Below are 25428 nucleotides of genomic sequence, written 5' to 3' on the forward strand. Positions count from 1 at the left end.
CGCTCAGACGGTCCAGCCGGTCCGGGCCGCCCACTCCTCGGCCGGCAGGTAGATCAGGTCGCAGACCGGGTCCTTCAGATCCGCGTAGTCGCCGACGTTGTCGAACGGCAGAGCGGCCGCTCGGCGCTTGAACTCGCCATATGCCTGGGCGGTGTCCGGGTGACTGCGCAGATAGTCGCGGAACAGCAAGGCATAGCGCTGGTTGGCGCGGCCGGCCACCCGGATGTGGAGGTTCACCCGGCGGCGGTAGGCGGGCTCCATGACCAGGCGCTTGACCCAGTGGTGCTCGTCCTCGGGCAGTCCCGGTACCGGATGGTCGCGTTTGGCGGCCGGGCGGAAGTCCCAGTTCGCGGTGACCATCCGCTCGACCACGTCGTCCAGGTCGGACTCGGCGGCGACCGTCACCTGCAGGTCGAGGATGTCCTTGGCCGGTAGCCCGGGCACCGACGTCGAGCCGATGTGGTCGATCCGCTGCGCGAGATCGCCGAGGATCTGCCGGACCGCATGCGCAGTCTTCTCGAACTGGGCCGGCCAGGTCTCGTCCGGACGGACGATGGCGATCGCATTCATGGGCCGATCATCCCAGCCGAGGAGCCCGGGGTCGATCAGAGCGGCTTGACCCGGAAGGTGCCGTTGGTGAGCAGATCAGCCGCCTCGTACGCCGCCTTGCGGATGCCTTTGCGCTCGTCGAAGAACCCGCCGACCACGCCGATCGCCGGTAGCTTGCCGATGAACCTTGCGCCGAGACTGCCGCGCGGACGCTCCTCGAAGACCTCCCCGAGCCCGGCGAGCAGCTTGCTGATCCGCCACACCAGCCGGATGCCCTTGCGCAGGCCGGCCTCCTCGGTGTCGTCGCCGAAGCCCAGTTGCTTGGCGACGTCCTGGCCGGCGGCGGTCGGGTCGTCGTACCGGAGGACGTCGTCGGGGGTGATCGGGCGATCGGTGAGGACGCGGGCGATCACGGCCGTGCGGTCGGCGTGCGCGTCGACGCCGTACTCGCGGCAGACGGCCCCGATCACCATTGCCTGAACGGAGGCGCCGAGGGTGTCCTTGATCGGCAGCCGATCGGCCGCGGCGCCGCTGATCCGTGGCAGGCCCGCGATCACGGCGGCGAACCCACCGAGCCGCTCGACCCACCAGTCGCAGCGCTTGGCGAGCGGCAGGGTGGGCCACTCGGTGTGGCCGGGCACCTTCATCTGCAGCAACCGGTCGATCGCCAGGATCAGGGCCTTCTCGGCCAGGTTGGGGCGCTCCTGGGCGGAGTACTCGGTGAGCAGGCTGCGGATCCCGAACGGATCCTGGGTCCGGAGTGCGTCCAGGACGGAGTCGATGCCGAACTCGACCCGGCTGAGGGCGAGCACGACGGCGGAATCGGGGACGTCCGGACGGTCGGTCACGCCCGTAAGGGTAGGGAGCGGACGGGCCAGTTCGGTTGCCCGGGCCGCCCTCGGCGTGTCAGTTTGTGATTCGAACACGTGTTCGGGATAGTTTGTGGTCCCGGGAAGGGCGGCGGACGGTCTGGTTGTCCACAGATTCGTGGTGGCAACGAAAACTGTCCGTGGCGCCGAATATCTTCTCTGGCGACATGGAAATCCTCCGGGCGGCTGGGAAGTTCGCCCCGATTACGAGATGGGTCAGGTGGCAGTCAGATGGCTGGTGCAACAGCAAGCGCGGAGCGCAAGGAAGCCGACCGCGAGAAGGCGCTTGCGACTGCGCTGACGCAGATCGAGCGCGCGTGTGGCAAGGGCTCGGTGATGCGCCTGGGTGAGCAGAACAGGCCGCCGATCGAGGTCATCCCGACCGGTTCGATCGCGCTCGACATCGCGCTCGGAATCGGCGGTCTGCCGCGCGGTCGCGTGGTGGAGATCTACGGCCCGGAATCCTCCGGTAAGACGACGGTCGCCCTGCACGCGGTGGCGAACGCCCAGCGCGCCGGCGGCATCGCCGCCTTCATCGACGCCGAGCACGCGCTCGACCCGGAGTATGCGAAGAAGCTGGGCGTCGACACCGACGCGCTGCTGGTCTCGCAGCCCGACTCCGGTGAGCAGGCGCTCGAGATCGCCGACATGCTGGTCCGCTCCGGCGCGATCGACATCGTCGTGATCGACTCGGTGGCCGCGCTGGTGCCGCGCGCCGAGATCGAGGGCGAGATGGGTGACAGCCACGTCGGTCTGCAGGCCCGGCTGATGAGCCAGGCGCTGCGCAAGATGACCGGTGCGGTCAGCGGGACCAACACGACCGCGATCTTCATCAACCAGTTGCGCGAGAAGATCGGCGTCATGTTCGGCTCCCCGGAGACGACGACCGGTGGTAAGGCGCTGAAGTTCTACGCCTCGGTGCGCCTCGACGTGCGCCGGATCGAGTCGCTGAAGGACGGCACCGACGTGGTCGGTAACCGGACCCGCGTCAAGGTCGTGAAGAACAAGGTGGCCCCGCCGTTCAAGCAGGCCGAGTTCGACATCATCTACGGCCAGGGCATCAGCCGCGAGGGCAGCCTGCTCGACCTCGGTGTCGACCAGGGCTTCGTCCGCAAGGCCGGTGCGTGGTTCACCTACGAGAGCGACCAGCTCGGTCAGGGCCGGGAGAACGCGCGGAACTTCCTGCGCGACAACCCCGATCTGGCCAACGAGCTGGAGAAGAAGATCAAGGAGAAGATGGGCATCGGCCCGACCCTCGACGCGCCGGCCGACCCCAAGGCCACGGCCGAGGTCGATGTCGACTTCTGATCGACCCACCGCGGGCGGCAGTACTCCTCGGCGTTCACCCGCCGAAGAGCCTGCCCCCGCGGCGCTGTCTCTGCCCCACGAAGAGCGTCTCGCCTACGCCCGCCGGCTCCTCGCCGAGGGCGTGGCGGCCGGCGGTTCCGGTACGACGTCGCCGGGCGCGGCCGATCGAGTGCGCGGTCGGGGTGAGGCTGATCGGTCGGCGACCTCCGCTGGTCGCACGAGCGGTCTGCCGGGGGAGCCGGACCGTGGGCCGCTGGCGGAAGCCGGTTCAGTCGAGGAACCACCGGGTGTCGGCTCGTCCGGGAACCCGGCCCCGGCCCGGAGTGTTGGCTCGTCCGAGGATGCGGCCCGGACCCGCAGCATTGGCGGGTCCGAGGACTCGGCTCCCGCCCGGAGCGTTGGCTCGTCCGAGAACCCCGCACCGGCTCGAAGCGTCGGCTCGTCCGGGAACCCGGCCCCGGCCCGGAGTGTTGGCTCGTCCGAGAACCCTGCACCAGCTCGGAGTGTTGGCTCGTTCGACGAGCCTGCACCCGGCCGGAGTGGGGGGCGGGCGCGGAAGTCGACGGGGCGTCGTGCGGCGGGTGATTCGGCTGGCACTGGGGTTGGTCGGGGGCGTGGAGCGGGTGCGCGTTCTGGGCGGGATCAGGCGGCCGACGATGGAGCCGGTGACGCGGCTGAGGTGGCTGCGGCGCCGCGGCGGTCCGGTCGTCGGTCTGTGACGCCTGCGGTTGATCCGTGGGGCGAGTTGGATGAGGACTTTGCCGGGGACGACCCGGGGAGTGCGCGGCGGCCCAGTACGGGAATTCGCCGGAGTGTGGCGGCTGACTACTGGGACGAGGCTCAGGCGTTTGCCGGCGGCGACGAGTCTGGTGGCGATGGTGCTGCACCATCGGCTGACGCTCCTGCTCGAAGCTTTGATCCGTGGGGTGATGATGCTGCTGTCCCTAGCCCCAAGCCGAAGCGGCGGGTCCCAGCTGATGCGGCTGACGTGTGGGGGCCCGAGGTAGCTGAGCCTGCTGCGGCGAGCACGGTCGACGCCGAGCTGGATGGGTTCGTTCACGAGGCAGCTGAGGCGACTGAGGCTCCAGCGGTACGCCGGGGGCGGGCTGGTGCGGCTGCACGACCCTCGCGGGATGCCGTGGTGGATGTCTGGGGTGCAGAGCAAGCTGCGGGACCGGAGACGACGGCACCCGACGTGCCTGCTGCGGAATCGAGTGCTGATTCTGAGCGCCCCTCAGAAGGTGCGCGGCAAAGTCGGCGAGGTGCAGCTGCACGCTCGGCTACCCCGAGAGCCAAGGCGAGTGCTGATGCCGCTACCCCGAAAGCCAAGGCGACTGCTGAGGCCGCGCGGCCGATGCCCTACCAGCCGGAGCTCAAGGCGCTCGACCCGGTCGAGTCCGCGGACGGTGAGGCTGAAGGTGTTGAGCCGGAACGGCGTAGTTGGCTTACTGCGCGTCAGAGCGGCGACGAGGCGGAGACTGGTCGACCGGCCAAGACTTCGCGCGGCGGCCGTGGTTCGCGTGGAGCTGGTCGAACAGATGGAGACGGCGGGGGCTGGGGTCCGGGTCCCGGGGAGCGGAGCAAGAAGCGTGGGTTGGCATCCCGGGGGCCAGTAGGGAGTGGGCGCCGGCGGCGGGATGCAGCGGACGAGTTGGGCGAGTCTGCCGTGGCGGACGGTTCCGACCCCACGCAGGTGGCCCGAACGATTTTGCTGGACAAGTTGTCGGGGCAGCCGCGGACTCGGGCGGAGTTGGCGGATGTGCTGGCGGAGCGGGGCATTCCGGACGAGGTGGCTGATGAGGTGCTGGATCGGTTCACTGAGGTTGGGCTGATCGATGATGCGGCGTTCGCGACGGCCTGGGTGGAGTCGCGGCACCGCGGGCGTGGGCTGGGGAAGCGGGCATTGGCGCAGGAGTTGCGGCGGCGCGGGGTGGACGACGAGTTGTCGCGGGATGCGCTGGAGGAGCTCGAGCCGGAGCAGGAAGAGCAGACGGCTCGGGAGCTGGTGCGGAAGAAGCTGCGGTCGATGCGTTCGCTCGATCGGCAGGTGGCGATGCGGCGGCTGCTGGGGATGCTGGCGCGCAAGGGCTATCCCGGTGGGATGGCGATGACCATCATCAAACAAGAGCTGGATGCGTCACACGAAGAGCTTCCACTCCTGGATCCGTCCGGAATCGAGGTCGAGTGATGGTGAGCTTGCAGGATGTCGAGCGGCTGGTCGCGGACCTGCCGGGGACCGAGGAGACGACCCGGCACGGGCATCGGACCTGGGCGGTCGGAGGCAAGGCCTATGCCTGGGAACGCCCGTACAGCAAGGCGGATCTGAAGCGCTTCGGCGACGAGACGCCGCCGCAGGAGCCGATTCTCGCGATCCGGGTCGAGGACCTGGCGGAGAAGGAGGCCGTGCTGGCGGCGCGGTCGGGGGACGGGTTCTTCACGATTCCGCACTTCGACAACTACGCCGCCGTACTGGTCGAGCTGGATCAGGTCTCGGAAGCCGTGCTGAGCGACGCGTTGCTGGACGGCTGGCTGGTGTTTGCGCCGGCGGACCAGGCTCAGGACGTGATCGCGGCGCGAAGACGCCCGGCGAAGGACTGATAGGCGGCGACAAACTCCGGCGGCGCCTCGACGATCTGGAAGTCGGCGTCGAGGAAGGCCAGCGGGAGCAACAGCCAGTGCCAGCTGTCCAGCGCGACGGTGACCTCGGTGGTGGTCGCATCGCCGGCCTGGATCTCCGCGGTCTGGTACTTGAACGCGTCGAGCACTGCCTCGACAGGCGCCTCGATCACGACACGAATCGGGTACTTGTCCTTGTGCAGCCCTTCGCGGAGATAGTCGGTCGCCGAGTCTGCGGGCAGCGATCGTACGGCGAAAGTCGTCGTGCTGCGGCGGAGATCGGCGATGCGGTCGACCCGGAAGACTCGCCAATCGTCGCGGTCGAGATCCCAGGCAAGCAGGTACCAGCGCAGCAAGTGGTGGATCTGCCGGTACGGCTCGACGTGACGGATGCGCTCCGGCCCGCTCGCGGTGCGGTAGGCGAAGGAGATCTGTTCGCGGCGGCCGATGGCCTCGGCGAGTTCGCCGAGCTGGTCCGCGGGGACGCTCGGCGCATCCTGGTGACTGGTCTCAACGCTCGCGCGGACGGCGACGGCTCGCGAGCGCAGCCTAGCCGGCAGGAACTGATCGACCTTGCCGTAGGCGCGCGTGGCCGCGTCGTCGATCCCGCCTTCCGTCGCTGAACCGACCGAACCCAGCGACGCGAGCGCGAGCAACGTCGCGACTGCTTCGTCGTCATCGAGGACCAAAGGCGGCATCGTCCGACCCGCGGTCAGCCGATAGAAACCGCCAGGACCGGGCTGGGTCTGCACCGGATAGCCGTAGCCGCGCAGCCGATCGATGTCTCGCCGCAGCGTGCGCGGGCTGACGCCGAGTCGCTGCACCAGCTCCTCGCCGCTGAACGAGCGCCCAGTCTGCAGCGTCGACAGCAGGGCGAGCATCCGGGCGGTCACATCGGCCATGCGGACCATGATCGCAAAAAATGCGGCCAGAATCCGACCACATCTGCTCGTAGCGTCGATCGCATGACCGATCGACTCATCACGTTGCGCCGAGCCCGGACCAACAACCTCGCCGATATCGACCTCGACGTACCGCGGAACCAGATGGTGGTGTTCGTGGGTCGCTCAGGGTCGGGGAAGTCGTCGCTGGTGTTCGACACGATCGCCGCGGAGGCCGGATTTCAGCTGAACGAGACGTTCCCGCCGTTCGCCCGGAACCGGCTGCCGAAATGGGCCCGCCCCGAGGTTGAACACATCGATGGGCTGACGCCGGTGATCGTGATCGACCAGCGCCGGATCGGCGGGAACGCGCGGTCGACCGTCGGCACCGTCACCGACACCTGGACGTACCTGCGGTTGTTGTTCTCACGGCTCAGCGAGCCGCAGGTCGGCGAGTCCACCCGGTTCTCGTTCAACGACCCGAGCGGGATGTGTCCGATCTGTTCGGGTCTGGGTGAGGTCGTGGTGAGTGCGGTCGACCGGTTCCTGGATCTCGGCAAGTCGCTGGCCGAGGGAGCGATTCTGTTGCCTGGCTTCGGGCCCGGGAAGTACTGGTACGCCCAGTACGCCGACATCGGATCGTTCGCCATCGACACCCCACTGCGCGAGTGGTCGGAGACCGAGCGCCAAGCCCTCCTGTACGGCGGCCGCGCAGCCGCCGAACTCGGCCGCAAGCTGCCGAAGGACTACGAGGGCGTCGTCGAGCGCTTCGAGCGCATCTACCTGCACACCGCGGACAACCTGTCGGAGCGCAAGCAGGCCGCGATCGAGAAGTTCACGCGGGCCGGCACCTGCCCTGAGTGCGCGGGGGACCGGCTCGCGAAGGAGCCACGGACCGCGACCGTGCTCGGGCGGACGATCGGTGAGTTGGCGCGGTGGGAGATCACTGAGCTGCTGGAGTTCGTGCGGACGATCGACGCGCCGGCCGTCGTACCGGTGGTGGCGGCGCTCACAGCTCGCCTGCAGGCGATGGTCACCATCGGGCTCGGCTATCTGGCGCTGGGGCGGGCGACGACGAGCCTGTCCGGTGGTGAGTCGCAGCGGATCAAGACCGTGAAGCAGCTCGGATCGAGCCTGACGGAGCTCACGTATGTCGTCGACGAACCCACCGTGGGGCTGCATCCGACCGACGTCGAGTCGATGATCGCCTTGCTCGAGCAACTGCGGGACAGCGGCAACAGTGTGCTCGTCGTCGAACACGACCCCGCGGTGATGCGGCACGCCGACCAGATCATCGAGGTCGGGCCGGGAGCCGGGGCTGCGGGTGGGCGCGTGGTGTTCCAGGGCACGTACGACGAACTCCGGACGGCCGAGACGCCGACCGGACGCGCGCTGCGACGGCCCGCTGAGCCCGACGACGGCGTACGGCGTCCGAACGGCGAGCTGGTCGTGGCGAACGCCGTACGGAACAACCTGCGGGACGTGACGGTGCGGATCCCGGGTGGGGTGCTGACCGTGCTGACCGGGGTCGCCGGGTCGGGGAAGTCGAGTCTGGCGGCCGAGTTGGTGTCGCAGCATGCTGCGGTGGTGATCGACCAGAAGGCGGTCGGTACGAGCCGGCGGTCGACACCGGTGACGTACACGGGCATCGCGCCGGCGATCCGGAAGTTGTTTGCTCAGCGCAACAAGATGCCGGTGGCGATGTTCAGTGCGAATTCCGCGGGCGCTTGCCCGGAGTGCCGGGGACTTGGCGTGTTGCACACCGATCTCGCATTTATGGAGGGTCAGGAGGTGGTGTGCCCGGTCTGTCATGGGCGGCGTTTTTCGCCGGAATCCCAGTCCTACTTGGTCAACGGGTATTCGATCGCCGATGTCGACGCCCTGACGATCGAGCAGGCGATCACCGAGTTGCCTGATGCCGGAATCGCCCGCGGGCTTGAGCAACTGGCGGCGGTCGGACTGGGATATTTGCGGCTGGGGCAGTCGCTGAGCTCGCTTTCCGGTGGTGAATGTCAGCGCGTGAAAATCGCCAAGGAACTGCGGGTCGCGGAGGGACCGACGACCTACGTGCTGGACGAACCCACGACCGGGCTGCACCTGGACGACATCGCGACGCTGCAGGGCGTGCTGGACCGGCTGGTCGAGCATGGGCACACGGTGGTCGTGGTCGAGCACAATCTGGAGGTGATCCGGCGGGCGGATTGGCTGATCGACCTCGGGCCGGGGCCGGGGCGGCACGGCGGGACGGTGCTGTTCGAGGGGCGGCCGGGGGAGTATCTCGACCGCGGTACGCCGACCAGCCGGGCGCTGGCGGCCGAATCCGTGGCGCTGTCGGCGGCGAGGGGCGTTGACGCCTCGGGTGCGACGGTGTCTTATCCGAAGTAGACCCGGTGTTTTGCCAGGTCCGTACGCTGGGGATTTTCCGTCGATCCGCCCCTGACACACCGCGGAGGGTGCAATGAACGAATTCCAGGAACAGGCGAAGAACTGGCTCCGGAACGTCGTCAAGCAGAACCCGGACAAGATCAAGGCCGGCGTGGCGAAAGCCGGTGATCTGATCGACCAGCAGACCGGCGGGAAGTACGCGGCCAAGGTCGACGCGGTACAGGAAAAGGTCGGCAGTTTCGTCGACAAGCAAGGCGGTGAAGCGGCCGCGCCCTCGCAGCCCGCCGACACGACCGCTGCCGCCGACGGCCCGACCGCCGGCGCAGACGACGCAGCCGGTGCCACGGAGGACCAGGCAGGCGCCGCAGAAGACGCGGCGGGTGCCGCCGAAGACCAGGCAAGCGCAACGCCAACCGCAGCTGACGCACCCGAGGACGAGGTTGCTGCCGCGGAGGAAGCTGCCGAGCAGGACGCGCCCGGCGCTCAGGCCGGCGACGGTGACGAGACCGCCGCGGCGACCGAGGCCGCTGAGCCCTGGGTCGTGGGCGGCGAGACCCCGGAACCTTCCGACGCGGCCTCCGCCGGCTCGTCCACCAAGGGCGCCGAGACCGGCGGCACCGCCACCGGCGGCCTCCCAGGCCCGCGCGAGTAACAGCTACAGAACGTAGTCATCCGACGGCACGACGGGCGGCGTCGCGAGCGCGGCGCACGCCCGTCCCAGGCGGACCAGTCGGCCGCCTGGTCTGTTGCTGCGATCAGGTCGCGAATGCAGTGCCCCGCCGGGCGAGTGTCCGTCTTGACCGGGTGATGGGGCACGCCTAGCCTCGGGAAGACGAAGGGATCACTCCACCTGACGGTGGCGGTTATAGCGAGCTGGCAGTTCTTCCGAGCTGAGCGATCCGACGGCGAGCCGTCGGATCGACAGTGCTCAGGCGGCACTGGTGACGATGCCCCCGTTGCCCGGTGACCGCCCCGTCGCAGGCCGACCCGGCTGCGCGACGGATATCGCCGTACCCGGTGACACCGAGTGACCCCTCCGACCGACTGACATAGTCCCGCCTGGTGCGTGACTCGACGAGGGGAGAGGCCGATGGCACTCGTGGCATTGGCGAGCTCCACCGGGACGACGATCGGGCTGACCGTGGTCGGCCTGGTGATCGCCGGCCTGCTGGCCTGGATCGGCTTCACGCTGTCGCGCCGCAAGGCCGCCGACAACTCGGCCGCGCTGGCGAACGCGCAGCTCGAGGCCTCGACGATCACGGCCGGCGCGAAGTCGCAGGCCGAGCTGATCAAGCGGCAGGCCGAGGAGGAAGCCGCCGTACTGCGGGTCCGGGCCGAGGTCGCCGAGCAGCGCGCCGAGGAGATTCGTCGCGCCGCGGAGGACCGGGCCTCAGAGGTACGGCGGGATGCGGAGCAGCGAGCGTCGGACGTCCGCCGCGAGGCCGAGGCCGAGGCGCAGTCGATTCGTGACGACCTGCGCGAGCAGCGGCTCGAGATGGAGCGTCGCGACCACCGGCTGACCGAGCGCGAGGAGCGGCTCGACGAGCAGCACCGCCAGAGCGAGGAGCGGCAGCTCGAGCTGACCGCGCAGCTGGCCGAGCTCGACCGGCGCAAGGCAGAGATCAAGGATCTCGAGGGCGAACGCCGCCGCATCCTCGAAGGCGTCGCGAACCTGACCACCGAGCAGGCCCGCGCCGAGCTGATCGCGTCGATCGAGGCCGAGGCCAAGCGGCACGCCCACACGATCGTCCGCGACCTCGAGCGGCAGGCGCTCGACGAGGGCGAGACCAAGGCGCGCAAGATCATCACCGGAGCCGTGCAGCGGCTGGCATCGGAGCAGACGAGCGAGTCCGTGGTGTCGGTGGTGCATCTGCCCAGCGACGACATGAAGGGCCGGATCATCGGCCGCGAGGGGCGGAACATCCGCTCCTTCGAGCAGACCACCGGCGTGAACCTGATCATCGACGACACCCCCGAGGCGGTGCTGCTGTCCTGCTTCGACCCGGTCCGCCGGGAGACGGCGCGGCTGACGCTGGACTCGCTGGTGCTGGATGGGCGCATCCATCCGAGCCGGATCGAGGAGATCTACGAGCGCAGCAAGGGCGAGGTCGCGGAGCTGTGCGAGCGGGCCGCCGAGGACGCGATGGTCGAGGTCGGCATCACCGACCTGCATCCGGAGCTGATCCGGACGATGGGTCTGCTGCGCTACCGGACGTCGTACGGGCAGAACGTACTGAAGCACCTGATCGAGTCCGCGCACATCGCGGGGATGATGGCGGCCGAGCTCGGGCTGGATCCGAAGCTGTGCAAGCGTGGCGCGTTCCTGCACGACATCGGCAAGGCGCTCACGCACGAGTCCGAGGGCAGCCACGCGATCGTGGGCGCGGAGCTGGCCCGCAAGTGGGGCGAGACCGACGACGTCGTGCACTGCATCGAGGCGCACCACAACGAGGTCGAGGTTCGGACTGTCGAAGCCGTACTGACCCAGGCCGCGGACGCGGTCAGCGGCGGCCGGCCGGGGGCACGCCGGGAATCGCTGGAGGCCTATGTGCAGCGCCTCGAGCGGCTCGAGGAGATCGCGATGCACCACGACGGAGTCGAGAAGGTGTTCGCCATGCAGGCCGGTCGGGAGATTCGCGTGATGGTGCTTCCGGACACGGTCGACGACATCGCCGCGCAGGTGATGGCGCGCGACATCGCCAAGCAGGTCGAGGAGGAGCTGACCTACCCGGGCCAGATCCGCGTGACCGTTGTGCGCGAGTCCCGCGCTACTGAGGTGGCGAAGTAGCGTATTTCGCACGCCAGGCCGGCGGCTCGAAGGGTGAGCCGTAGATCCGGGTCTCGCGCACGATCCGCCCGTCGCGGAACTCGACGATGTTCGCCACGTAGTACACGTCGCCGCCGTAGTCCGACCGCCCCAGTACGACGAAGTGGTCGCCCGCCCCGGTGATCCGCAGTACCTGGACCGACGGCGGGTTCGGGTACTCGCGCTGCATCGCACGCATCCGCTCCCGCCCGACGATCCGCTCACCCGACTGCGGCATCTCCATCACATAGTCGTCGGCGCGCATCTCGTGCTCCGCCTCCGCCGACAGCGCCAACTGCCCGTCCGACGGCCACAGCCGCTCCAGCAACTCCCGATTCCGGTCCATCTGCCCACCATCCGCCAGGACCTTCATCCAGCCTTAAACCCCGGACGAGTGTGACTACTTGCTCAAGCCGTTGTGATCCTCGCGGAGGTGCGTCGGGGTGACGTCGATGACGGTTTCGGCGACCTTCTCGTGCGGGGCGACGCTGTACTGCTTCTCGACGTCCGGGTTGAGCAGGTGGGTCTCGTCGCGGGTGCGCGGGTTCGCGAGCCGGTAGGACAACCAGAGACCGGCCGCGCCGGCCAGCATGATGATGATGCCGAGCGCCCGCAGGTTCAGGCTGTCCGACGTGTCCCGGACCGCGAACGCGATGATGGCGCCGAGGGTGACGAGTGCGATTCCGACTCCGATCCGCATCTGCGGACTCCTTCCCCGTAACCGCTGCCCCCATGACAAGGAGTAGCTGTTATTACTCCGAGTACCCAAACGCTCACTTGACTATGCGCTGGGCCAGGGTGTCGCGGACGAGGTCGAGTGTTCGCTCGAGCGCCTCCCACTGCGCAGAGCCCCAGGTCACCATTCCCTCGCGCGCCTCGTCGGCATCCGCCGGTGTCAGCCCGCCCTGCGCCAGACGCGATGCTCTGGCCGTGTAGTCAGCGACGTACCGCCGCAGCAAGAAGAACGCGAACCGATCCAAGTGCAGCGGCACGTCGGCCGGGTAGGTCTCCAGCACATGCCGGAGCTGGTAGGCGTCGACGGGCTGCTCCGCCTGCAGCAGGAGGGCCAGCTCACACTCCGGCGGAGCCAGCCGAGCGCCCTCCCAGTCGAGCAGGCTGAGCTCCCCGGCATCGTCCACCAGGATGTTGCTGCCGTGCAGGTCGGTGTGACAGACCACGAGCTGCTGCGGCAATCGCCGTACGGCGGTCTGCAGCCGTAGCAGTCGTTCGCGCTGCGCCTGATGCGGTACGGCGAAGTCCTCGCGCAGCAGTGTCGAAGTCGGAACGACCGAGTGCAGACGAGCCAGCACGTGACCGAACTGGTGGAGCAGCGGAACGGTCCAGTCGTCAGGAGACCTGCCTGGGAGGAGCGGAAAGACTGCGACGACGCCGTCGGAGGTGGTGATGGAGAGGTCACCGCTACCGGTAGGGATCGCGTAGGGCACGCGGAAGCCGGACTCGTGCAGCTGCTTGACCAAGGGGAAGCGGGTGAGCGCGTTGGTCGCGCTCTCCGGGTCCATCCAGAGCTTGACGAAGTACTGGTCGTCCAGGCGGTAGCAGACCGACCCCCAGCCGAGCGGGATGAACGTCAGCTCACCACTGACGCCGTACGCCGATTTGAGAGCAGTGAGGAGTGCTGCGCGGTCAATGCCCGGTTCGGCGAGCACGGCGTTACCGGAACGCGTTCTGGCCGGTCAGGGCTTGGCCGATGACGAGCTGGTGGATCTCGGACGTGCCCTCGTAGGTCAACACAGACTCGAGGTTGTTGGCGTGCCGCATGATCGGGTACTCGCCGCTGATGCCGTTGGCAGCCAGGATGGTGCGGCACTCCCGGGCGATCGCGATGGCCTCGCGGGTGTTGTTCAGCTTGCCGACACTGACCTGCTCGGGGCGCAGCGAGCCCTTCTCCTTCAGCCGGCCGAGGTGGACCGCCAGCAGGATGCCCTTGTTCAGCTCGACCGCCATGTCGGCGATCTTGGCCTGCGTGAGCTGGTAGCCGGTCAGCGGCTTGTCGAACACGGTCCGCTCACCTGCATAGGCGATCGCCGTCTCCAGACAGTCCCGAGCCGCACCCATCGCGCCGAAGATGATGCCGAACCGCGCCTCGTTCAAACAGCCCAGCGGCCCGGACAATCCGCGTGCCTCCGGCAGCATGGCGGAAGCAGGCAGCCGCACATCCGACAGCACGAGCTCCGACGTGACGGACGCCCGCAGCGACATCTTCACCTTGATCTCCGGCGCGGAGAACCCCGGCGTCGCCGTCGGTACGACGAAGCCGCGCACACCGTCGTCGGTCCGCGCCCACACCACCGCGACGTCGGCCACCGAGCCGTTGGTGATCCACATCTTCGAACCGTTCAGCACCCAGTCGTCACCGTCGCGCCGCGCGTTGGTCCGCATCCCGCCCGGGTTCGACCCGAAGTCCGGCTCGGTCAGCCCGAAGCATCCGATCGCCTCACCCGCGGCCATCCGCGGCAGCCACTCGTCCTTCTGCTCCGCACTGCCGTACTTCCAGATCGCGTACATCGCCAGCGACCCCTGCACCGACACCAGTGACCGCATCCCCGAGTCCGCGGCCTCGATCTCCAAACAAGCCAGCCCATAAGCCACCGGCCCCAGCCCCGCACACCCGTACCCGGTCAGGTGCATCCCCAGGAACCCAAGCGCCCCCAGCTCTTTCGCCAGCTCCCGCGCCGGGATCGTCGCGCTCTCGAACCACTCCGGCAACGAAGGCCGCAACCGCTCGTCCGCGAACCGCCGCGCAGCCGCCCGCACGTCGACCTCCTCCGCAGTGAGCAGCGAGTCGACATCAACAAGATCCAGCGAAACGGTCATGGCCAAACGCTAGCCCTAACCAGACCACGGTGAAGGGAGGTTTATGTCACTTCCGGTACCAAGGCCACCACCAGTGGCGTTTGCGTGGGTGCCGGACGGTCAGCGAGCTGTAGCGCGCAGCGCCCTTCACGATCAGATGTACGCCGTTCGGTCCGCCGCCGACTGTCTTGTTCGAAGCGGAGCCGCCGTGGAGCTCGACGTCGTCGAGCGTGACGGACCAACCGGCCGGAACGATCATGGTGATCGAGCTGTGCGTGAGGTTGGCCGTGACGGTCACCTCACGCCAGTGCACCGCGGCGTCGGTGAAGTCGAGCCGAGCGGAGGAGTGCACCAGCTCGGCGGCGACGCGCTCCGGCACGTGCCATGCGCCTTCGCGCTTCTGTGAGCTGTGGGTGGCCCGAATCGTCACCTCAGCCGGCGCATTGGAGTCCCGCGCCGGCACCAGGTCGACAGTCGCGTCACGCAGCTCCAGCTGGGTTTTGGCCGAGTACACCTGCGTCAGTCGCTCGTCCAGTTCCTGGAAGTCGAGGCGTCCGTCGGTGTGCGCTTCCTGGAGTACGGCGGCAGCCCGTTCGCGGTCGTTGTCGGATGCTCGTTGACCGGGCGGCGGCTGCTCCAGACTCATGCGGGCAACGGTACGCCGTACCGGGGTGCCGGGGGACTGCTCAATAGGGCGGGGTGGTGAGTTGCACCGGGGTCGTCACCGCGGGTGGCCACCTGGGATGATGGCGAGGTGAATCCGCGCACCGTCGTCATCCTCGGCTCGACCGGTTCGGTCGGCACCCAGGCGCTCGAGCTGATCGGGCGCAACCGTGATCGGTTCCGGGTGCTCGGCCTGTCGGCCGGTGGGGACAACGTCGGGTTGCTGGCGCAGCAGGCGCTGGAGTTCGGTGTCGAGGTGGTCGCGGTGGCGAAGGCCACAGTGACGCAGGATCTGCAGCTGGCCTTCTACGCCGAGGCACAGCGCCAGGGCTACGCACAGGGCGAGTTCCGGATTCCCAAGATCATCGCCGGTCCGGACGCGTCGAGCGAGCTCGCCGCGACGCCGTGCGACGTCGTACTGAACGGGATCACCGGGTCGGTCGGGCTGCACCCGACGCTGGCCGCGCTCGACGCGGGTAACACGCTGGCCCTGGCGAACAAGGAGTCGCTCGTCATCGGCGGCCCGGTGGTCACCCGGCGCGTGAAGCCCGGCCAGATCGTGCCGGTCGACTCCGAGCACAGCGCGATCGCGCAGTGCCTGCGGGGCGGCTCGGCCGACGAGGTCCGCAAGCTCCTGCTGACGGCGAGCGGCGGGCCGTTCCTCGGGCGCAAACGCAGTGAGCTCGCCGAGGTGACGGTGGAGCAAGCGCTTGCCCACCCGAACTTCGCCATGGGACCGGTCGTCACGATCAACTCCGCGACGCTGGTCAACAAAGGGCTCGAGCTGATTGAGGCGCACCTGCTCTTCGGGATCCCGATGGACCGCGTCGAGGTCGTCGTCCACCCGCAGCAGGCGGTGCACTCGATGGTCGAGTTCCACGACGGTTCGACCATCGCCCAGGTCTCGCCGCCGACCATGACGCTGCCGATCGCGCTGGGACTAGGGTGGCCCGACCGGATAGCGGACGCGTCGCCGCCGTGGGACTGGGCGACCGCCAGCAGCTGGCAGTTCCTGCCGCTCGACGACGAGGCGTTCCCTGCGGTCGGGCTGGCCCGTGAGGCCGGGACCCGCGGCGGGACCGCGCCGGCCGTCTTCAACGCGGCGAACGAGGTCTGCGTCCAGGCGTTCCGCGACGGCCGGCTGCCGTTCCTGGCGATCGTCGACACAGTCGCCCGGGTGCTGACCGATCACGACGTACCCTCGTACGAGGAGCTGTCCGTCGACGACGTCCTGGCCGCGGATGCCTGGGCGCGGACGCGGGCCCGCGAGATCACCGGAGTACAGGAGACCACGAACGCATGACCGTACTGCTCACCATCCTCGGCATCGTGGTCTTCGCCCTGGGCATCATCGCGTCGGTGGCCCTGCACGAGATGGGCCACATGCTCCCGGCGAAGGCCTTCGGGATGAAGGTCACCCAGTTCTTCGTCGGCTTCGGCCGGACGGTCTGGTCGACCAAGCGCGGTGAGACCGAGTACGGCTTCAAGGCGATCCCGGCCGGTGGCTTCGTCCGGATCATCGGGATGCTGCCGCCGAGTAAGGGCCAGGATCCGCAGAAGGTCCGGAAGGCCAGCACCGGCCCGATCCAGTCGATCGCGGAGAACGCCCGGAACGCGGAGTACGAGACGATCGACCCCGCCGACAACGGCCGCCTGTTCTACCAGAAGCCGTGGTGGCAGAAGCTGATCGTGATGGCGTCGGGCCCGCTGGTGAACGTCGTGATCGCGTTCGTCCTGTTCGGCGGCCTCTTCATGCTGTACGGCGCCAACGTCGCGCAGACGACCGTCTCCACGGTCACCGACTGCGTCATCCCGGCCAGCCAGGCCACCGCGGACCGCAAGTGCACCGACGCGGACAAAGTCTCGCCGGCCAAGACCGCGGGCTTCCAGGTCGGCGACAAGATCCTGTCCTTCAACGGCACCCAGATCTCCAGCTGGGACCAGTTGACCCCGCTGATCCGGGCCAACACCGACAAGCCCGCGACGATCGTTGTCGAGCGCAACGGTGCGCAGAAGACCCTTCAGACCAACACGATCGTGAACCAGGTCCCGAAGGAAGCCGGGTCGAACGAGGTCGTCTCGGTCGGCTTCCTCGGCGTCTCGCCGGAGATGAAGCTGGAGCGGCAGGGGCCGGGGTTCGTCGTCGACAAGATGGGCGAGCTGACCGTCGCGACGGTGAAGGCGATCGGTAACTTCCCGCAGAAGCTGGTCGGCGTCGCGAAGTCGATCGTCGGTGGTGAGCGCGACCAGAACAGTCCGATGAGCGTCGTCGGCGCCAGCCGGGTGGCCGGTGAGATCGCGTCGAACAACTCGCTGACCGGCGGTGAGCGGATCGCCTTCCTGGTCTCGCTGCTCGCCTCGCTGAACCTGTTCCTTGCCCTCTTCAACTTCATTCCGCTGCTGCCGCTGGACGGCGGCCACATGATCGGCGCGATCTGGGAAGGCATCCGGCGCGGCTTCGCGCGGCTGTTCGGCCGCCCCGACCCCGGGTACGTCGACGTCGCCAAGCTGCTGCCGATCGCCTACGTGATGGCGAGCGTGATCACGGTGATGGGTGTGCTGCTCGTCATCGCCGACATCGTGAACCCGATCCGTCTGTTCAACGGCTGACCCTCCCACTGATCGAGTAAAGGAACCATGAGCATCTCCCTCGGCATGCCCGCACTGCCGCCGCCCGTCCTGGCCCCGCGCCGCAAGACCCGCCAGATCAAGGTGGGCAAGGTGCTGGTCGGTGGCGACGCGCCGATCTCGGTGCAGTCGATGACGACCACCCTGACCTCGGACGTGAACACGACGCTGCAGCAGATCGCGGAGCTGACCGCGGCCGGCTGTGACATCGTCCGGGTCGCGTGCCCGTCCCAGGACGACGCCGACGCGCTGCCGGAGATCGCGCGGCACTCGCAGATCCCGGTGATCGCCGACATCCACTTCCAGCCGAAGTACGTCTTCGCCGCGATCGAGGCCGGCTGCGCGGCGGTCCGGGTCAACCCGGGCAACATCCGCAAGTTCGACGACCAGGTCAAGGAGATCGCGGCCGCCGCCAAGGACCACGGCACGTCGATCCGGATCGGCGTCAACGCCGGCTCGCTCGACCCGCGGCTGCTGAAGAAGTACGGCAAGGCGACCCCCGAGGCGCTGGTCGAGTCCGCGGTCTGGGAGGCGTCGCTGTTCGAGGAGCACGACTTCCACGACTTCAAGATCTCCGTCAAGCACAACGACCCGGTCATCATGGTCCGCGCCTACGAGCTGCTCTCCGAGCGCGGCGACTGGCCCCTGCACCTCGGCGTCACCGAGGCCGGCCCGGCGTTCCAGGGCACGATCAAGTCCGCCACCGCCTTCGGCGCCCTGCTCTCCAAGGGCATCGGCGACACCATCCGCGTCTCGCTGTCGGCCCCGCCGGTCGAGGAGGTCAAGGTCGGCCTGCAGATCCTGCAGTCCCTGAACCTGCGCGAGCGCAAACTCGAGATCGTCTCCTGCCCCTCCTGCGGCCGCGCCCAGGTCGACGTCTACACCCTCGCCGAGCAGGTCACCGCCGGCCTCGAAGGCATGGAGGTCCCGCTCCGCGTCGCCGTCATGGGCTGCGTCGTCAACGGCCCCGGCGAAGCCCGCGAAGCCGACCTCGGCGTCGCCTCCGGCAACGGCAAGGGCCAGATCTTCGTCAAGGGCGAGGTCATCAAGACCGTCCCCGAGTCCCAGATCGTCGAGACCCTGATCGAAGAAGCGATGCGCATCGCCGAAGAAATGGGCGAAACCACCGCCTCCGGCGAACCCACGGTCACGGTGGGATGACCGACTACCTGGTTGTCAGTGCGGTGGCTGGTGAGGCTCGGTATGTGCCGGAGGAGTTGCCGGTGCTGATTGTGGGGGTCGGCAAGACGCAGGCGGCGGTGGCGGTGAGCCGGGCGTTGGCTGCGCGGGACACGTCGGATCTGGTCGTGCTGAACGTCGGTACGACGGGGGCGCTGCGGGACGGTTTGTCCGGCATCTATCTGCCGAGTGCGGTGGTCAACCACGACCTGAACGCTGATGCGATTCGGGCGCTCGGGCTGGATCCGCAGGAGGAGTTGCCGGTCGACGGCGGTGACGGGACGGTGCTGGCTTCCGGCGACGTGTTCGTGGCCGACCCCGCCGTACGGGATCGGCTCGCGGAGCGCGCGCACCTGGTCGACATGGAGGCGTACGGCGTCGTCTACGCCTGCCGCGAGTTCGGCGTACCGGTGAAGGTCGTCAAGCACGTCTCCGACTCCGCCGACGGCGACGCCTACGACTGGCCCACCCTCGTCGACCACAGTGCCAAAGCTCTCGGCGAGTGGCTCAGCCACTACCTGAAGCAAGCCACCTGAGCACAGCGGTCTCCCGCACCAGCCACCGCATCACGCCGACACCACTGGCAAGCACAGCTTGGTTGGCGGCCAACGCCTGAGCTGCAGTCACCCACTGCGGCACCAGTTCCAGCTCAGCCTCATACGCCTCCAACTGCTGTGCGCCCAGGGCTGTCCCGCCCGAGCAGGCGAAGTAGTACGACGTCATGCCGAACACGTCGTACTCCGGCTCCGCGGCCGGCTGCTCCTCGCGAGTCGTTCCGAGTTCGGCGCCGACCAGCACATCGCCGTACCCGCACTCCTCGCGGAACTCGCGCACCAGTGCTGCCGCGAAGGACTCGCCGTGCTCGACCCCGCCGCCAGGGAACTTGAAGTCGCCGTGCCGCGATCTCAGCAGCAGTAACCGCGGTCCGTCGGACAGCACGCCCCGCACGGCGGTCCGCTCCACCGTGCGACCGTCCGCTGGGAGACCTGGTGCGCTGAACGTGCCGAGGTGTGCGCTCAAGGGTTCTCCTCTGGGTGGACGGGGTGACGAGGTGCGACGGAGAATGCCTGATGTCCGAAACGCAGGCAACCCGTCCATTGTTGTGTCGGTTGGGCTTTCATCGGATGGCGGCGTGGAGCATGCGCGCCGCGGGTGAGCCGTGTGAGCAGGTACGGCGGTGTGAACGCTGCGGGCTCGAGATGGAGGCTGAGGCGTTCCACGAGTGGGGCAGTGTGGCGGACGGGCGGGGCGGGTGCGCGGCCGTGTTGACCTGCGGGGAGTGTGGCGCGAAGAAGGCGGACTACGCGCACGACTTCCGGGCGGTGTCGGCGGAGGAGACGCGCGGGCAGTACTCCGGCCGGAAGCGCTGCGTTCAGGTTGTGAGGTGCACGACCTGCGGTTCGACCGAGCAACGCCCAGGAGCCCACGAGTACACCGACGGCCGGCTGCCGTGCCGGCGCTGCGGCTTGGATGACGACGAGGCTTGACCTTGACCCCAGGGGCAAGGTTTAGCGTGGGGTCACAAGGAGGCGGGATGCGGATCGGGGATCTGGCGGCAGCGGCCGGTGTGACGGTGAAGGCAGTGCGGTACTACGAGTCGCAGGGGCTGCTGAAGCCGCGGCGCGAGGCCAACGGCTACCGCGCGTACGACGCCGAGGACGTGGTGATCGTGCAGGAGGTGAAGGCGTTGCTGAGCCTCGGGCTGACCGCGGAGCAGACGTACCCGTTCATCGAGTGCCTGCGCGCCGGCAACGACCGGGCCGACGTGTGCCCGGCGTCGCTGACGGCGTACCGGATCCGGATCGCCGAGGTGGAGCGGCGGATCGCCGAGCTCACCGATCTGCGGTCGCGGCTGACCGACCTCCTTGCCGATGCCGAGAGCTGGAGGACGAAGCAACGATGACTGATCTGCAAGTGGTTGACGAGAGCACCTTCGACGAGCTGGTACTGAAGGCCGACAAGCCGGTGCTGGTGGACTTCTGGGCGCAGTGGTGCGGCCCCTGCCACCAGCTCGCGCCGATCCTGGCCCAGATCGGTGCCGAGCGCAACGATCAGCTGACGGTCGTCAAACTGAACGCCGACGAGAACCCGGTGATCAGCGCCAACTACAAGGTGATGGCGATGCCCACCCTGATGCTGTTCCACCACGGCGAGCCGATCTGGGCCGTCGTCGGCGCCCGCCCGAAGTCCCGGCTCCTCAAGGAGCTCGACGACGCCCTGCTCGCCGCCGTCTAGAGCGCGGTCTGCTGGTGGAAGACGACGCGCCACTCGCCGGAACCGTTGTTCCACACCGTGCTCGCGTACGACGGGAACTGCGCCTCCTGGCCGTCCAGTAGCACGGTCACCTCGACGCGGTAGGTGACGATCGCGGTGTGGTCGTCGACCACGATCACCTTCTCGTCGGTGCGCGGTGTCTTCAGGTACGGGTTGTGGTTCGCCTGGATGCCGGGGACCGCGGTCGCCTTGTCGAGGATCCCGTACTTGCTGACAGCGAGGGCGTCGTCGCGGAGCCAGTGAGCGTAGAAGGAGCCGTCGCCTTCCCGGTTCGCGCGCCACAGCTGGTCTTCCAGGTCGAGCAAGGTGTCGGTGACAGACATCAGAACTCCTGTAACTGGTCATACCGGTGTCGAACACCGAATATAGTGGTTACATGAAGCCAGGGGCAAGACGTCTGACCGGGTCGGACGGCGTGAGCCACACGTTCGATCCGGGCAGCTTCGCGCTGGAGCTGATCCTCAGCGGCGGCCCGCCGCCCTGGGATCGCTACGAGCAACTGCACACGCCGGAAGAGACCGCGACCTGGCTGGCGCAGTCGTACCTGGCCGCGGACCTGCCGTTCGCCGCCGAGGATGTGCGGATCACGAAGGCGGACCTGACCCGCCTGAAGGAATTCCGCACGATGCTGTGGCACGTCGTACCGGGGTTGATCCCCGACGCGAAGGAGGTCCCGGGCATTCCCGTGCGCCAACTGACGCCGGCCGACCGCGACTACCTCAACGCAACGGTGGGGGAGACGCTCCGCCCCGAGCTGGACGAGCACGGCGCCCTCCGCTGGCGGACCCCGATCACGATGCGCCAGGTCCTGGGCGCAGCCGCCCAGGACCTGGTCGAGATCATCGGCAGCGATCGCGTCTCCAGAGTGCGCATGTGCCAGGGCAGCAACTGCGCCCTGATGTTCTACGACACCTCACGCCCCGGCAACCGCCGCTGGTGCTCGATGCAGCGGTGCGGCAATCGCCACAAGGTAGGCAACTACCGCACCCGCCACTCCGACTGACACCCGATGTGGTGCGTCGTCCGCTGTTGACTGGTAGCTCTCTAGGATGCTAGCAATATAGCCATGGGTGACGACGACAAGAAGGTGCAGTTCAACGTGTATCTGCCGACCGGGCTGGTCCGGCGGGTGAAGCACAAGGCGATCGACGAGGGCGTGAGTTTGTCGGCGCTGGTGGAGCTGGCTTTGACGGAGTATCTCGGGAAGCATGGGGAGGCACGCGGATGAGTGACGTGGTGATTCGGCCGTTGCGGTTCACGGATCGGGTGGCGGAGATGCGGGCGTTTCTGGAGACGCTGGGACTGCAGGCGCGGATCGAGTCCGAGCAGGGCGGCTGGGTGGACATGCTGGCCGGGGACGGGATGGTCGCGTTGCACAGTGCGGCGACGAGTTCGAGCGGGGGCAAGCCTGGGCAGACGAGTCTGTCGTTCGAGGCTGAGGACGTGGACGAGCTGAAGGACCGCTTCGAGCAGGCGGGCTATCCCGACGGTGCGATCTGGGACGAGGCCTACGGCCGGGTGCTGAAGGTGTCTGGTCCTGACGGTGCGCATATCTGGATCGACGAGCGCAGCGACGACCTGTACGGCTACAAGCTGAACGAGACGCGTCCTGACGAGCGCTGGTCGGTCACTCCGCAGCTGGACGCTGGTGAGGAGACCGCGTGGCGTGGGTTTCTGGCTGTTGTCGGTCTGGACTCGCTAGCCCGGTTCGGGAGCGGTATCCGGCTGGACCTCACGACCAGTGAGGACCTCGACGACGTACGCCGTCGGCTGGCTGGGGCCGGCTATCAGGTGACCCGGGTCGGCGACACTCTCGAGATCACCGATCCCGACGGTGAGCCCGTCGTGGTGCACGGATGATCACCGCGCCGCCGCGGCTGCGGGACGACCCGGACTTCCGGCGGTACTTCGCCGCCCGGGCGTTGTCGACGACCGGGTCGATGGCGACGGCGATCGCGCTGCCGGTGCTGGTCTATCGGCTGAGTGGATCGACCGTGCTGACGGCGGCGGTGACTGCGCTCGAGGCGGCGCCGTACCTGCTGACCGGACTGTTCGCCGGGGCGCTGGCCGACCGGTGGAACCGGCGGCGTGTGATGGTGTCGGCCGACCTGGTCAACGCCGTACTGATCGGGTCGGTGCCGGTGGCGCAGCTGCTCGGGATGTTGACGATTGTGCAGGTGCTGGTGGTGGCGTTCGTCGTACAGGCGGTAAATACGTTCTTCGACGGTGCCAACTTCGGGGCGCTGCCAGTGCTCGTCGGCCGGGCCAGAGTGGCGCAGGCGAACTCCGTGGTCTGGTCTGCGTCGAGTCTGATCGAGCTGTTGGTGCCACCGCTGGCCGGACTGGCGCTGGCGGTGCTCAACCCGGCCGGGCTGCTTGCACTGGACGCTCTGAGCTTCGTGGCGTCCGCACTGGCTGTCCGCGGGATCATCCGCGCCATGTCGGAGCCGCGGGCCGGACAGCAGCCGCTCCGGCCGCGCGTGGTGCTGGGCGACATCGCAGAAGGCGTCAGCTATCTGGTGCACCATCCAGGAGTCCGGACGATGACCATCGTCGGCAGCCTGCAGTCCTTTGCCGGCGGCGGCTTCATGGCCCTGATGGTTGTGTGGTGCGACCGCGTCCTGCACGTCGGTACGTCGGGTCTCCGCTTCGGACTGGTGTGGGGGACCTGGGGAATCGGCGGACTGATCGCCGCGCTCGCACTGCCGCGACTGCTGAAGCGACGTGCTCCGGCGGCGATCACGCTGTACGCGCTGCCGGCGTCCGCAGTGGTCGGAGTGCTGACGCCACTGGCGACGAACTGGGTCGTGGCCGCGTTCGCCTTGCTGGTCTGGGGTTCGGCGTACATGTTGGTGATCGTGAACGCGGTGTCCTACCGGCAGCAGGTCACACCGGAGCATTTGCTCGGGCGAGTGAACACGGCCGGCCGGATGCTGTCCTGGGGAGTCGGCTGGACGATCGGTTCGATGGTGGGCGGTCTCCTCGGCAATCAGCTGGGCATCAGGGCCGGCATGGTGCTGGTCGGCCTGGCCGGCTTCGTCGGGGTGATTGTGGCGTGGACCTCACCGCTGCGCCGGATCGCCGCCGCGCACGACGCTGCTGCCACCTGAACCGCCGACATCAGCGCCCCGTTGAGTGCTATACCGCAGTCCATCCGCTAGGTTCTGCGCGTGGGCGTACGGGTTCTCGGTCCTCGTGACCTCGCGGCGGCGCGCGCGGTGATCGCCCGTGACCCGGTCGTCAACGTGTTCGTCGACAGTCTGGTGCAGGCGTCCGGACTCGATCCGCGGCGCGGTGCCGAGGTCTGGGGGTACGTCGACAAGGGTGCGCTCGAGGCGCTGTGCCATGCCGGCGGGAACATGGTTCCGGTCGGTGCGGACGACGCCGCGTTGCGCGCGTTCGCGGCGTACGCGCTGCGTCGGGGCCGCAACTGCTTCCAGATTCTCGGACCGGCGCGCGCGGTCGACCAGTTGTGGTCCGCGCTCGCACCGCACTGGGGTCCGGCGCGCGAGGTGCGCGGGGACCAGCCGTTCATGGTGATCGACGACTCCCCGGTGATCGAACCGGATCCACTGGTCCGGGCGGTCGAGCCGGTCGAGTTGCCGATCCTCTACCCGGCCTGTGTCGCGATGTATACCGAAGAGGTCGGCGTACCGCCGCAGACCGGCCCCGACGGCACGTTCTACCGGTCGCGCGTGGCCGAGCTGATCCGGGCCGGGCGCGCGTTCGCGCGGATCGAGGACGGCCGGGTCGTGTTCAAGGCCGAGGTCGGGTCGGTGGGCACTGGCGTCTGCCAGATCCAGGGCGTCTGGGTGGATCCCGAATACCGCGGGCGGGGGATCGCGGCGCCGGGGATGGCGGCCGTGGTCGAGCTCGCGCGGCAGATCGCGCCGGTGGTGACGCTCTACGTCAACTCCTTCAACACTCCGGCCAAGCGGGCGTACGAGCGAGTGGGCTTCCGGACCGTCGAGACGTTCGCGACGATCCTGTTCTAGGGTGGCGGCCATGGCGTCTCGCAGTAAGACCACGATCGGCTTGTCGGTGCTGTTCGGCGTTCTCGGGACGCTGCATTTCGTGAAGCCCGAACCGTTCGAGAAGATCGTGCCGAAGAGGCTGCCGCGGAAGAAGGAACTCGTTTACGCCTCGGGCGCCGCCGAGCTGGCCTGCGCCGCCGGCCTGCTGCATCCACGCACGCGGAGGCTGGCCGGGCTGGCGAGTGCCGGGCTGCTGGTGGCCGTTTTCCCGGCGAATGTGCAGATGGCGGCGGACGTCCAGCGCAAGGGATCGTCGCAGGCCAAGGCGATGGCGTGGGCGAGGCTGCCGCTGCAGTTACCGCTGATCAGATGGGCGCTGAAGGCTTCGCGCGAAACGCGCTGACCGTGGCCTGGGGATAACTGGTCGGAGCAGGTCGGCGGGACGGATATCCTCTTAGGCGTCCGTTGTTCACCCCCTTTGG

29 protein-coding genes are annotated in these 25428 nt (G+C 68.4%); 19 read left to right on the forward strand and 10 right to left on the reverse strand.

What is annotated here, in order from left to right; all coding sequences use genetic code 11:
* Positions 1-3: 3 nt before the first annotated feature.
* Positions 4-570 (reverse strand): GrpB family protein, encoded by a 567-nt coding sequence (locus tag ABZS29_RS29720; protein WP_355466781.1) that lies wholly within the window; start codon positions 568-570, stop codon positions 4-6.
* Positions 571-605: 35 nt separating this feature from the next.
* Positions 606-1397, reverse strand: coding sequence for a hypothetical protein (locus tag ABZS29_RS29725; RefSeq protein WP_355466783.1), 792 nt, complete (start codon positions 1395-1397; stop codon positions 606-608).
* 252 nt (positions 1398-1649) lie between these two features.
* Here ABZS29_RS29725 and recA point away from each other — a divergent pair, with 252 nt between their 5' ends.
* The 3 genes from recA to ABZS29_RS29740 all read left to right on the forward strand — a co-directional run bounded on the left by recA (position 1650) and on the right by ABZS29_RS29740 (position 5324).
* Positions 1650-2726, forward strand: a complete 1077-nt coding sequence (recA, locus tag ABZS29_RS29730; protein WP_355466784.1) for a recombinase RecA — start codon at positions 1650-1652, stop codon at positions 2724-2726.
* Between the two features lie 1666 nt (positions 2727-4392).
* Positions 4393-4914, forward strand: coding sequence for a regulatory protein RecX (locus ABZS29_RS29735; RefSeq protein ID WP_355466786.1), 522 nt, complete (start codon positions 4393-4395; stop codon positions 4912-4914).
* Positions 4914-5324 carry a hypothetical protein gene (locus tag ABZS29_RS29740; protein ID WP_355466788.1) on the forward strand — a complete coding sequence of 137 codons (411 nt, stop codon included), beginning with the start codon at positions 4914-4916 and terminating at the stop codon, positions 5322-5324. The genes ABZS29_RS29735 and ABZS29_RS29740 overlap by 1 nt, the downstream gene beginning before the upstream one ends.
* Here the strand turns inward: ABZS29_RS29740 and ABZS29_RS29745 are convergent.
* On the reverse strand, positions 5282-6244 hold the full coding sequence (locus tag ABZS29_RS29745) for a YafY family protein (protein ID WP_355466790.1): 963 nt from the start codon (positions 6242-6244) through the stop codon (positions 5282-5284). The genes ABZS29_RS29740 and ABZS29_RS29745 overlap by 43 nt on opposite strands.
* 63 nt (positions 6245-6307) lie before the next feature.
* On the opposite strand from ABZS29_RS29745, the gene ABZS29_RS29750 reads away from it, so the two are divergent.
* The 3 genes from ABZS29_RS29750 to rny all read left to right on the forward strand — a co-directional run bounded on the left by ABZS29_RS29750 (position 6308) and on the right by rny (position 11396).
* On the forward strand, positions 6308-8608 hold the full coding sequence (locus tag ABZS29_RS29750; protein WP_355466792.1) for an ATP-binding cassette domain-containing protein: 2301 nt from the start codon (positions 6308-6310) through the stop codon (positions 8606-8608).
* A gap of 73 nt (positions 8609-8681) precedes the next feature.
* Positions 8682-9260 carry an antitoxin gene (locus ABZS29_RS29755; RefSeq protein ID WP_355466794.1) on the forward strand — a complete coding sequence of 193 codons (579 nt, stop codon included), beginning with the start codon at positions 8682-8684 and terminating at the stop codon, positions 9258-9260.
* Between the two features lie 438 nt (positions 9261-9698).
* Positions 9699-11396, forward strand: coding sequence for a ribonuclease Y (rny, locus tag ABZS29_RS29760; protein ID WP_355466796.1), 1698 nt, complete (start codon positions 9699-9701; stop codon positions 11394-11396).
* Here rny and ABZS29_RS29765 read toward each other — a convergent pair.
* The 5 genes from ABZS29_RS29765 to ABZS29_RS29785 form a co-directional block, all read right to left on the reverse strand.
* Positions 11377-11760, reverse strand: a complete 384-nt coding sequence (locus ABZS29_RS29765) for a nuclear transport factor 2 family protein (RefSeq protein ID WP_355466797.1) — start codon at positions 11758-11760, stop codon at positions 11377-11379. The genes rny and ABZS29_RS29765 overlap by 20 nt on opposite strands.
* Before the next feature lie 54 nt (positions 11761-11814).
* On the reverse strand, positions 11815-12114 hold the full coding sequence (locus ABZS29_RS29770) for a DUF6458 family protein (protein WP_355466799.1): 300 nt from the start codon (positions 12112-12114) through the stop codon (positions 11815-11817).
* 73 nt (positions 12115-12187) lie between these two features.
* The gene (locus ABZS29_RS29775; RefSeq protein WP_355466801.1) at positions 12188-13081 is read right to left on the reverse strand and encodes a phosphotransferase; all 894 of its coding nucleotides are present in this window, start codon (positions 13079-13081) and stop codon (positions 12188-12190) included.
* Positions 13082-13085: 4 nt separating this feature from the next.
* Positions 13086-14249, reverse strand: coding sequence for an acyl-CoA dehydrogenase family protein (locus tag ABZS29_RS29780; RefSeq protein ID WP_355466803.1), 1164 nt, complete (start codon positions 14247-14249; stop codon positions 13086-13088).
* A gap of 46 nt (positions 14250-14295) precedes the next feature.
* The gene (locus tag ABZS29_RS29785; protein WP_355466805.1) at positions 14296-14874 is read right to left on the reverse strand and encodes a DUF1707 domain-containing protein; all 579 of its coding nucleotides are present in this window, start codon (positions 14872-14874) and stop codon (positions 14296-14298) included.
* A 108-nt stretch (positions 14875-14982) separates the two neighbouring features.
* Here ABZS29_RS29785 and dxr point away from each other — a divergent pair, with 108 nt between their 5' ends.
* Genes dxr through ABZS29_RS29805 form a run of 4 tightly spaced genes read left to right on the forward strand, consistent with a single transcriptional unit; the run spans position 14983 to position 19234 of the window.
* Complete coding sequence (dxr, locus tag ABZS29_RS29790; RefSeq protein WP_355466807.1) at positions 14983-16194, forward strand: 1-deoxy-D-xylulose-5-phosphate reductoisomerase; 1212 nt, start codon at positions 14983-14985, stop codon at positions 16192-16194.
* On the forward strand, positions 16191-17501 hold the full coding sequence (locus ABZS29_RS29795) for a M50 family metallopeptidase (RefSeq protein ID WP_355466808.1): 1311 nt from the start codon (positions 16191-16193) through the stop codon (positions 17499-17501). The genes dxr and ABZS29_RS29795 overlap by 4 nt, the downstream gene beginning before the upstream one ends.
* A gap of 27 nt (positions 17502-17528) precedes the next feature.
* Positions 17529-18680, forward strand: coding sequence for a flavodoxin-dependent (E)-4-hydroxy-3-methylbut-2-enyl-diphosphate synthase (gene ispG, locus ABZS29_RS29800; RefSeq protein WP_355466810.1), 1152 nt, complete (start codon positions 17529-17531; stop codon positions 18678-18680).
* The gene (locus ABZS29_RS29805; protein ID WP_355466812.1) at positions 18677-19234 is read left to right on the forward strand and encodes a nucleosidase; all 558 of its coding nucleotides are present in this window, start codon (positions 18677-18679) and stop codon (positions 19232-19234) included. The genes ispG and ABZS29_RS29805 overlap by 4 nt, the downstream gene beginning before the upstream one ends.
* Here ABZS29_RS29805 and ABZS29_RS29810 read toward each other — a convergent pair.
* Entirely contained in the window at positions 19206-19718 is a 513-nt protein-coding gene (locus tag ABZS29_RS29810; RefSeq protein ID WP_355466814.1) for an NUDIX domain-containing protein, read from the reverse strand. The two genes, ABZS29_RS29805 and ABZS29_RS29810, sit on opposite strands and share 29 nt — an antisense overlap.
* Positions 19719-19822: 104 nt before the next feature.
* Here ABZS29_RS29810 and ABZS29_RS29815 point away from each other — a divergent pair, with 104 nt between their 5' ends.
* Genes ABZS29_RS29815 through trxA form a run of 3 tightly spaced genes read left to right on the forward strand, consistent with a single transcriptional unit; the run spans position 19823 to position 20933 of the window.
* Complete coding sequence (locus ABZS29_RS29815; RefSeq protein ID WP_355466815.1) at positions 19823-20185, forward strand: hypothetical protein; 363 nt, start codon at positions 19823-19825, stop codon at positions 20183-20185.
* A gap of 47 nt (positions 20186-20232) precedes the next feature.
* Positions 20233-20601, forward strand: coding sequence for a MerR family transcriptional regulator (locus ABZS29_RS29820; protein WP_355466817.1), 369 nt, complete (start codon positions 20233-20235; stop codon positions 20599-20601).
* Positions 20598-20933, forward strand: a complete 336-nt coding sequence (trxA, locus tag ABZS29_RS29825) for a thioredoxin (protein WP_355466819.1) — start codon at positions 20598-20600, stop codon at positions 20931-20933. Before ABZS29_RS29820 ends, trxA begins: the two co-directional genes overlap by 4 nt.
* Here trxA and ABZS29_RS29830 read toward each other — a convergent pair.
* A complete protein-coding gene (locus ABZS29_RS29830; protein WP_355466821.1) occupies positions 20930-21295 on the reverse strand; it encodes a nuclear transport factor 2 family protein in 366 nt (121 codons plus the stop codon). The two genes, trxA and ABZS29_RS29830, sit on opposite strands and share 4 nt — an antisense overlap.
* Before the next feature lie 53 nt (positions 21296-21348).
* Between ABZS29_RS29830 and ABZS29_RS29835 the strand changes: the two genes are divergently transcribed.
* The 6 genes from ABZS29_RS29835 to ABZS29_RS29860 all read left to right on the forward strand — a co-directional run bounded on the left by ABZS29_RS29835 (position 21349) and on the right by ABZS29_RS29860 (position 25349).
* A complete protein-coding gene (locus tag ABZS29_RS29835; protein WP_355466823.1) occupies positions 21349-21975 on the forward strand; it encodes a CGNR zinc finger domain-containing protein in 627 nt (208 codons plus the stop codon).
* A gap of 63 nt (positions 21976-22038) precedes the next feature.
* Complete coding sequence (locus ABZS29_RS29840) at positions 22039-22200, forward strand: CopG family transcriptional regulator (RefSeq protein ID WP_355466825.1); 162 nt, start codon at positions 22039-22041, stop codon at positions 22198-22200.
* Positions 22197-22832, forward strand: coding sequence for a VOC family protein (locus tag ABZS29_RS29845; RefSeq protein WP_355466827.1), 636 nt, complete (start codon positions 22197-22199; stop codon positions 22830-22832). The genes ABZS29_RS29840 and ABZS29_RS29845 overlap by 4 nt, the downstream gene beginning before the upstream one ends.
* Entirely contained in the window at positions 22829-24082 is a 1254-nt protein-coding gene (locus tag ABZS29_RS29850; RefSeq protein ID WP_355466829.1) for an MFS transporter, read from the forward strand. Before ABZS29_RS29845 ends, ABZS29_RS29850 begins: the two co-directional genes overlap by 4 nt.
* A gap of 60 nt (positions 24083-24142) precedes the next feature.
* On the forward strand, positions 24143-24967 hold the full coding sequence (locus ABZS29_RS29855; protein WP_355466831.1) for a GNAT family N-acetyltransferase: 825 nt from the start codon (positions 24143-24145) through the stop codon (positions 24965-24967).
* 10 nt (positions 24968-24977) lie between these two features.
* A complete protein-coding gene (locus ABZS29_RS29860; RefSeq protein ID WP_355466833.1) occupies positions 24978-25349 on the forward strand; it encodes a DoxX family protein in 372 nt (123 codons plus the stop codon).
* Positions 25350-25428: the final 79 nt, after the last annotated feature.

It is taken from the genome of Kribbella sp. NPDC005582 (assembly GCF_040605415.1).
GTDB lineage: Bacteria > Actinomycetota > Actinomycetes > Propionibacteriales > Kribbellaceae > Kribbella.

Excerpts from the sequence above, each read along its gene's own strand:
- ABZS29_RS29720 (WP_355466781.1), bottom strand. The coding sequence starts at position 570 with ATGAATGCGATCGCCATCGTCCGTCCGGACGAGACCTGGCCGGCCCAG.
- recA (WP_355466784.1), top strand. The coding sequence starts at position 1,650 with ATGGCTGGTGCAACAGCAAGCGCGGAGCGCAAGGAAGCCGACCGCGAG.
- ABZS29_RS29740 (WP_355466788.1), top strand. The coding sequence starts at position 4,914 with ATGGTGAGCTTGCAGGATGTCGAGCGGCTGGTCGCGGACCTGCCGGGG.
- ABZS29_RS29745 (WP_355466790.1), bottom strand. The coding sequence starts at position 6,244 with ATGGCCGATGTGACCGCCCGGATGCTCGCCCTGCTGTCGACGCTGCAG.
- ABZS29_RS29750 (WP_355466792.1), top strand. The coding sequence starts at position 6,308 with ATGACCGATCGACTCATCACGTTGCGCCGAGCCCGGACCAACAACCTC.
- ABZS29_RS29755 (WP_355466794.1), top strand. The coding sequence starts at position 8,682 with ATGAACGAATTCCAGGAACAGGCGAAGAACTGGCTCCGGAACGTCGTC.
- rny (WP_355466796.1), top strand. The coding sequence starts at position 9,699 with ATGGCACTCGTGGCATTGGCGAGCTCCACCGGGACGACGATCGGGCTG.
- ABZS29_RS29765 (WP_355466797.1), bottom strand. The coding sequence starts at position 11,760 with ATGGACCGGAATCGGGAGTTGCTGGAGCGGCTGTGGCCGTCGGACGGG.
- ABZS29_RS29770 (WP_355466799.1), bottom strand. The coding sequence starts at position 12,114 with ATGCGGATCGGAGTCGGAATCGCACTCGTCACCCTCGGCGCCATCATC.
- ABZS29_RS29780 (WP_355466803.1), bottom strand. The coding sequence starts at position 14,249 with ATGACCGTTTCGCTGGATCTTGTTGATGTCGACTCGCTGCTCACTGCG.
- ABZS29_RS29785 (WP_355466805.1), bottom strand. The coding sequence starts at position 14,874 with ATGAGTCTGGAGCAGCCGCCGCCCGGTCAACGAGCATCCGACAACGAC.
- ABZS29_RS29795 (WP_355466808.1), top strand. The coding sequence starts at position 16,191 with ATGACCGTACTGCTCACCATCCTCGGCATCGTGGTCTTCGCCCTGGGC.
- ispG (WP_355466810.1), top strand. The coding sequence starts at position 17,529 with ATGAGCATCTCCCTCGGCATGCCCGCACTGCCGCCGCCCGTCCTGGCC.
- ABZS29_RS29805 (WP_355466812.1), top strand. The coding sequence starts at position 18,677 with ATGACCGACTACCTGGTTGTCAGTGCGGTGGCTGGTGAGGCTCGGTAT.
- ABZS29_RS29815 (WP_355466815.1), top strand. The coding sequence starts at position 19,823 with ATGGCGGCGTGGAGCATGCGCGCCGCGGGTGAGCCGTGTGAGCAGGTA.
- ABZS29_RS29820 (WP_355466817.1), top strand. The coding sequence starts at position 20,233 with ATGCGGATCGGGGATCTGGCGGCAGCGGCCGGTGTGACGGTGAAGGCA.
- trxA (WP_355466819.1), top strand. The coding sequence starts at position 20,598 with ATGACTGATCTGCAAGTGGTTGACGAGAGCACCTTCGACGAGCTGGTA.
- ABZS29_RS29830 (WP_355466821.1), bottom strand. The coding sequence starts at position 21,295 with ATGTCTGTCACCGACACCTTGCTCGACCTGGAAGACCAGCTGTGGCGC.
- ABZS29_RS29835 (WP_355466823.1), top strand. The coding sequence starts at position 21,349 with ATGAAGCCAGGGGCAAGACGTCTGACCGGGTCGGACGGCGTGAGCCAC.
- ABZS29_RS29840 (WP_355466825.1), top strand. The coding sequence starts at position 22,039 with ATGGGTGACGACGACAAGAAGGTGCAGTTCAACGTGTATCTGCCGACC.
- ABZS29_RS29845 (WP_355466827.1), top strand. The coding sequence starts at position 22,197 with ATGAGTGACGTGGTGATTCGGCCGTTGCGGTTCACGGATCGGGTGGCG.
- ABZS29_RS29850 (WP_355466829.1), top strand. The coding sequence starts at position 22,829 with ATGATCACCGCGCCGCCGCGGCTGCGGGACGACCCGGACTTCCGGCGG.
- ABZS29_RS29860 (WP_355466833.1), top strand. The coding sequence starts at position 24,978 with ATGGCGTCTCGCAGTAAGACCACGATCGGCTTGTCGGTGCTGTTCGGC.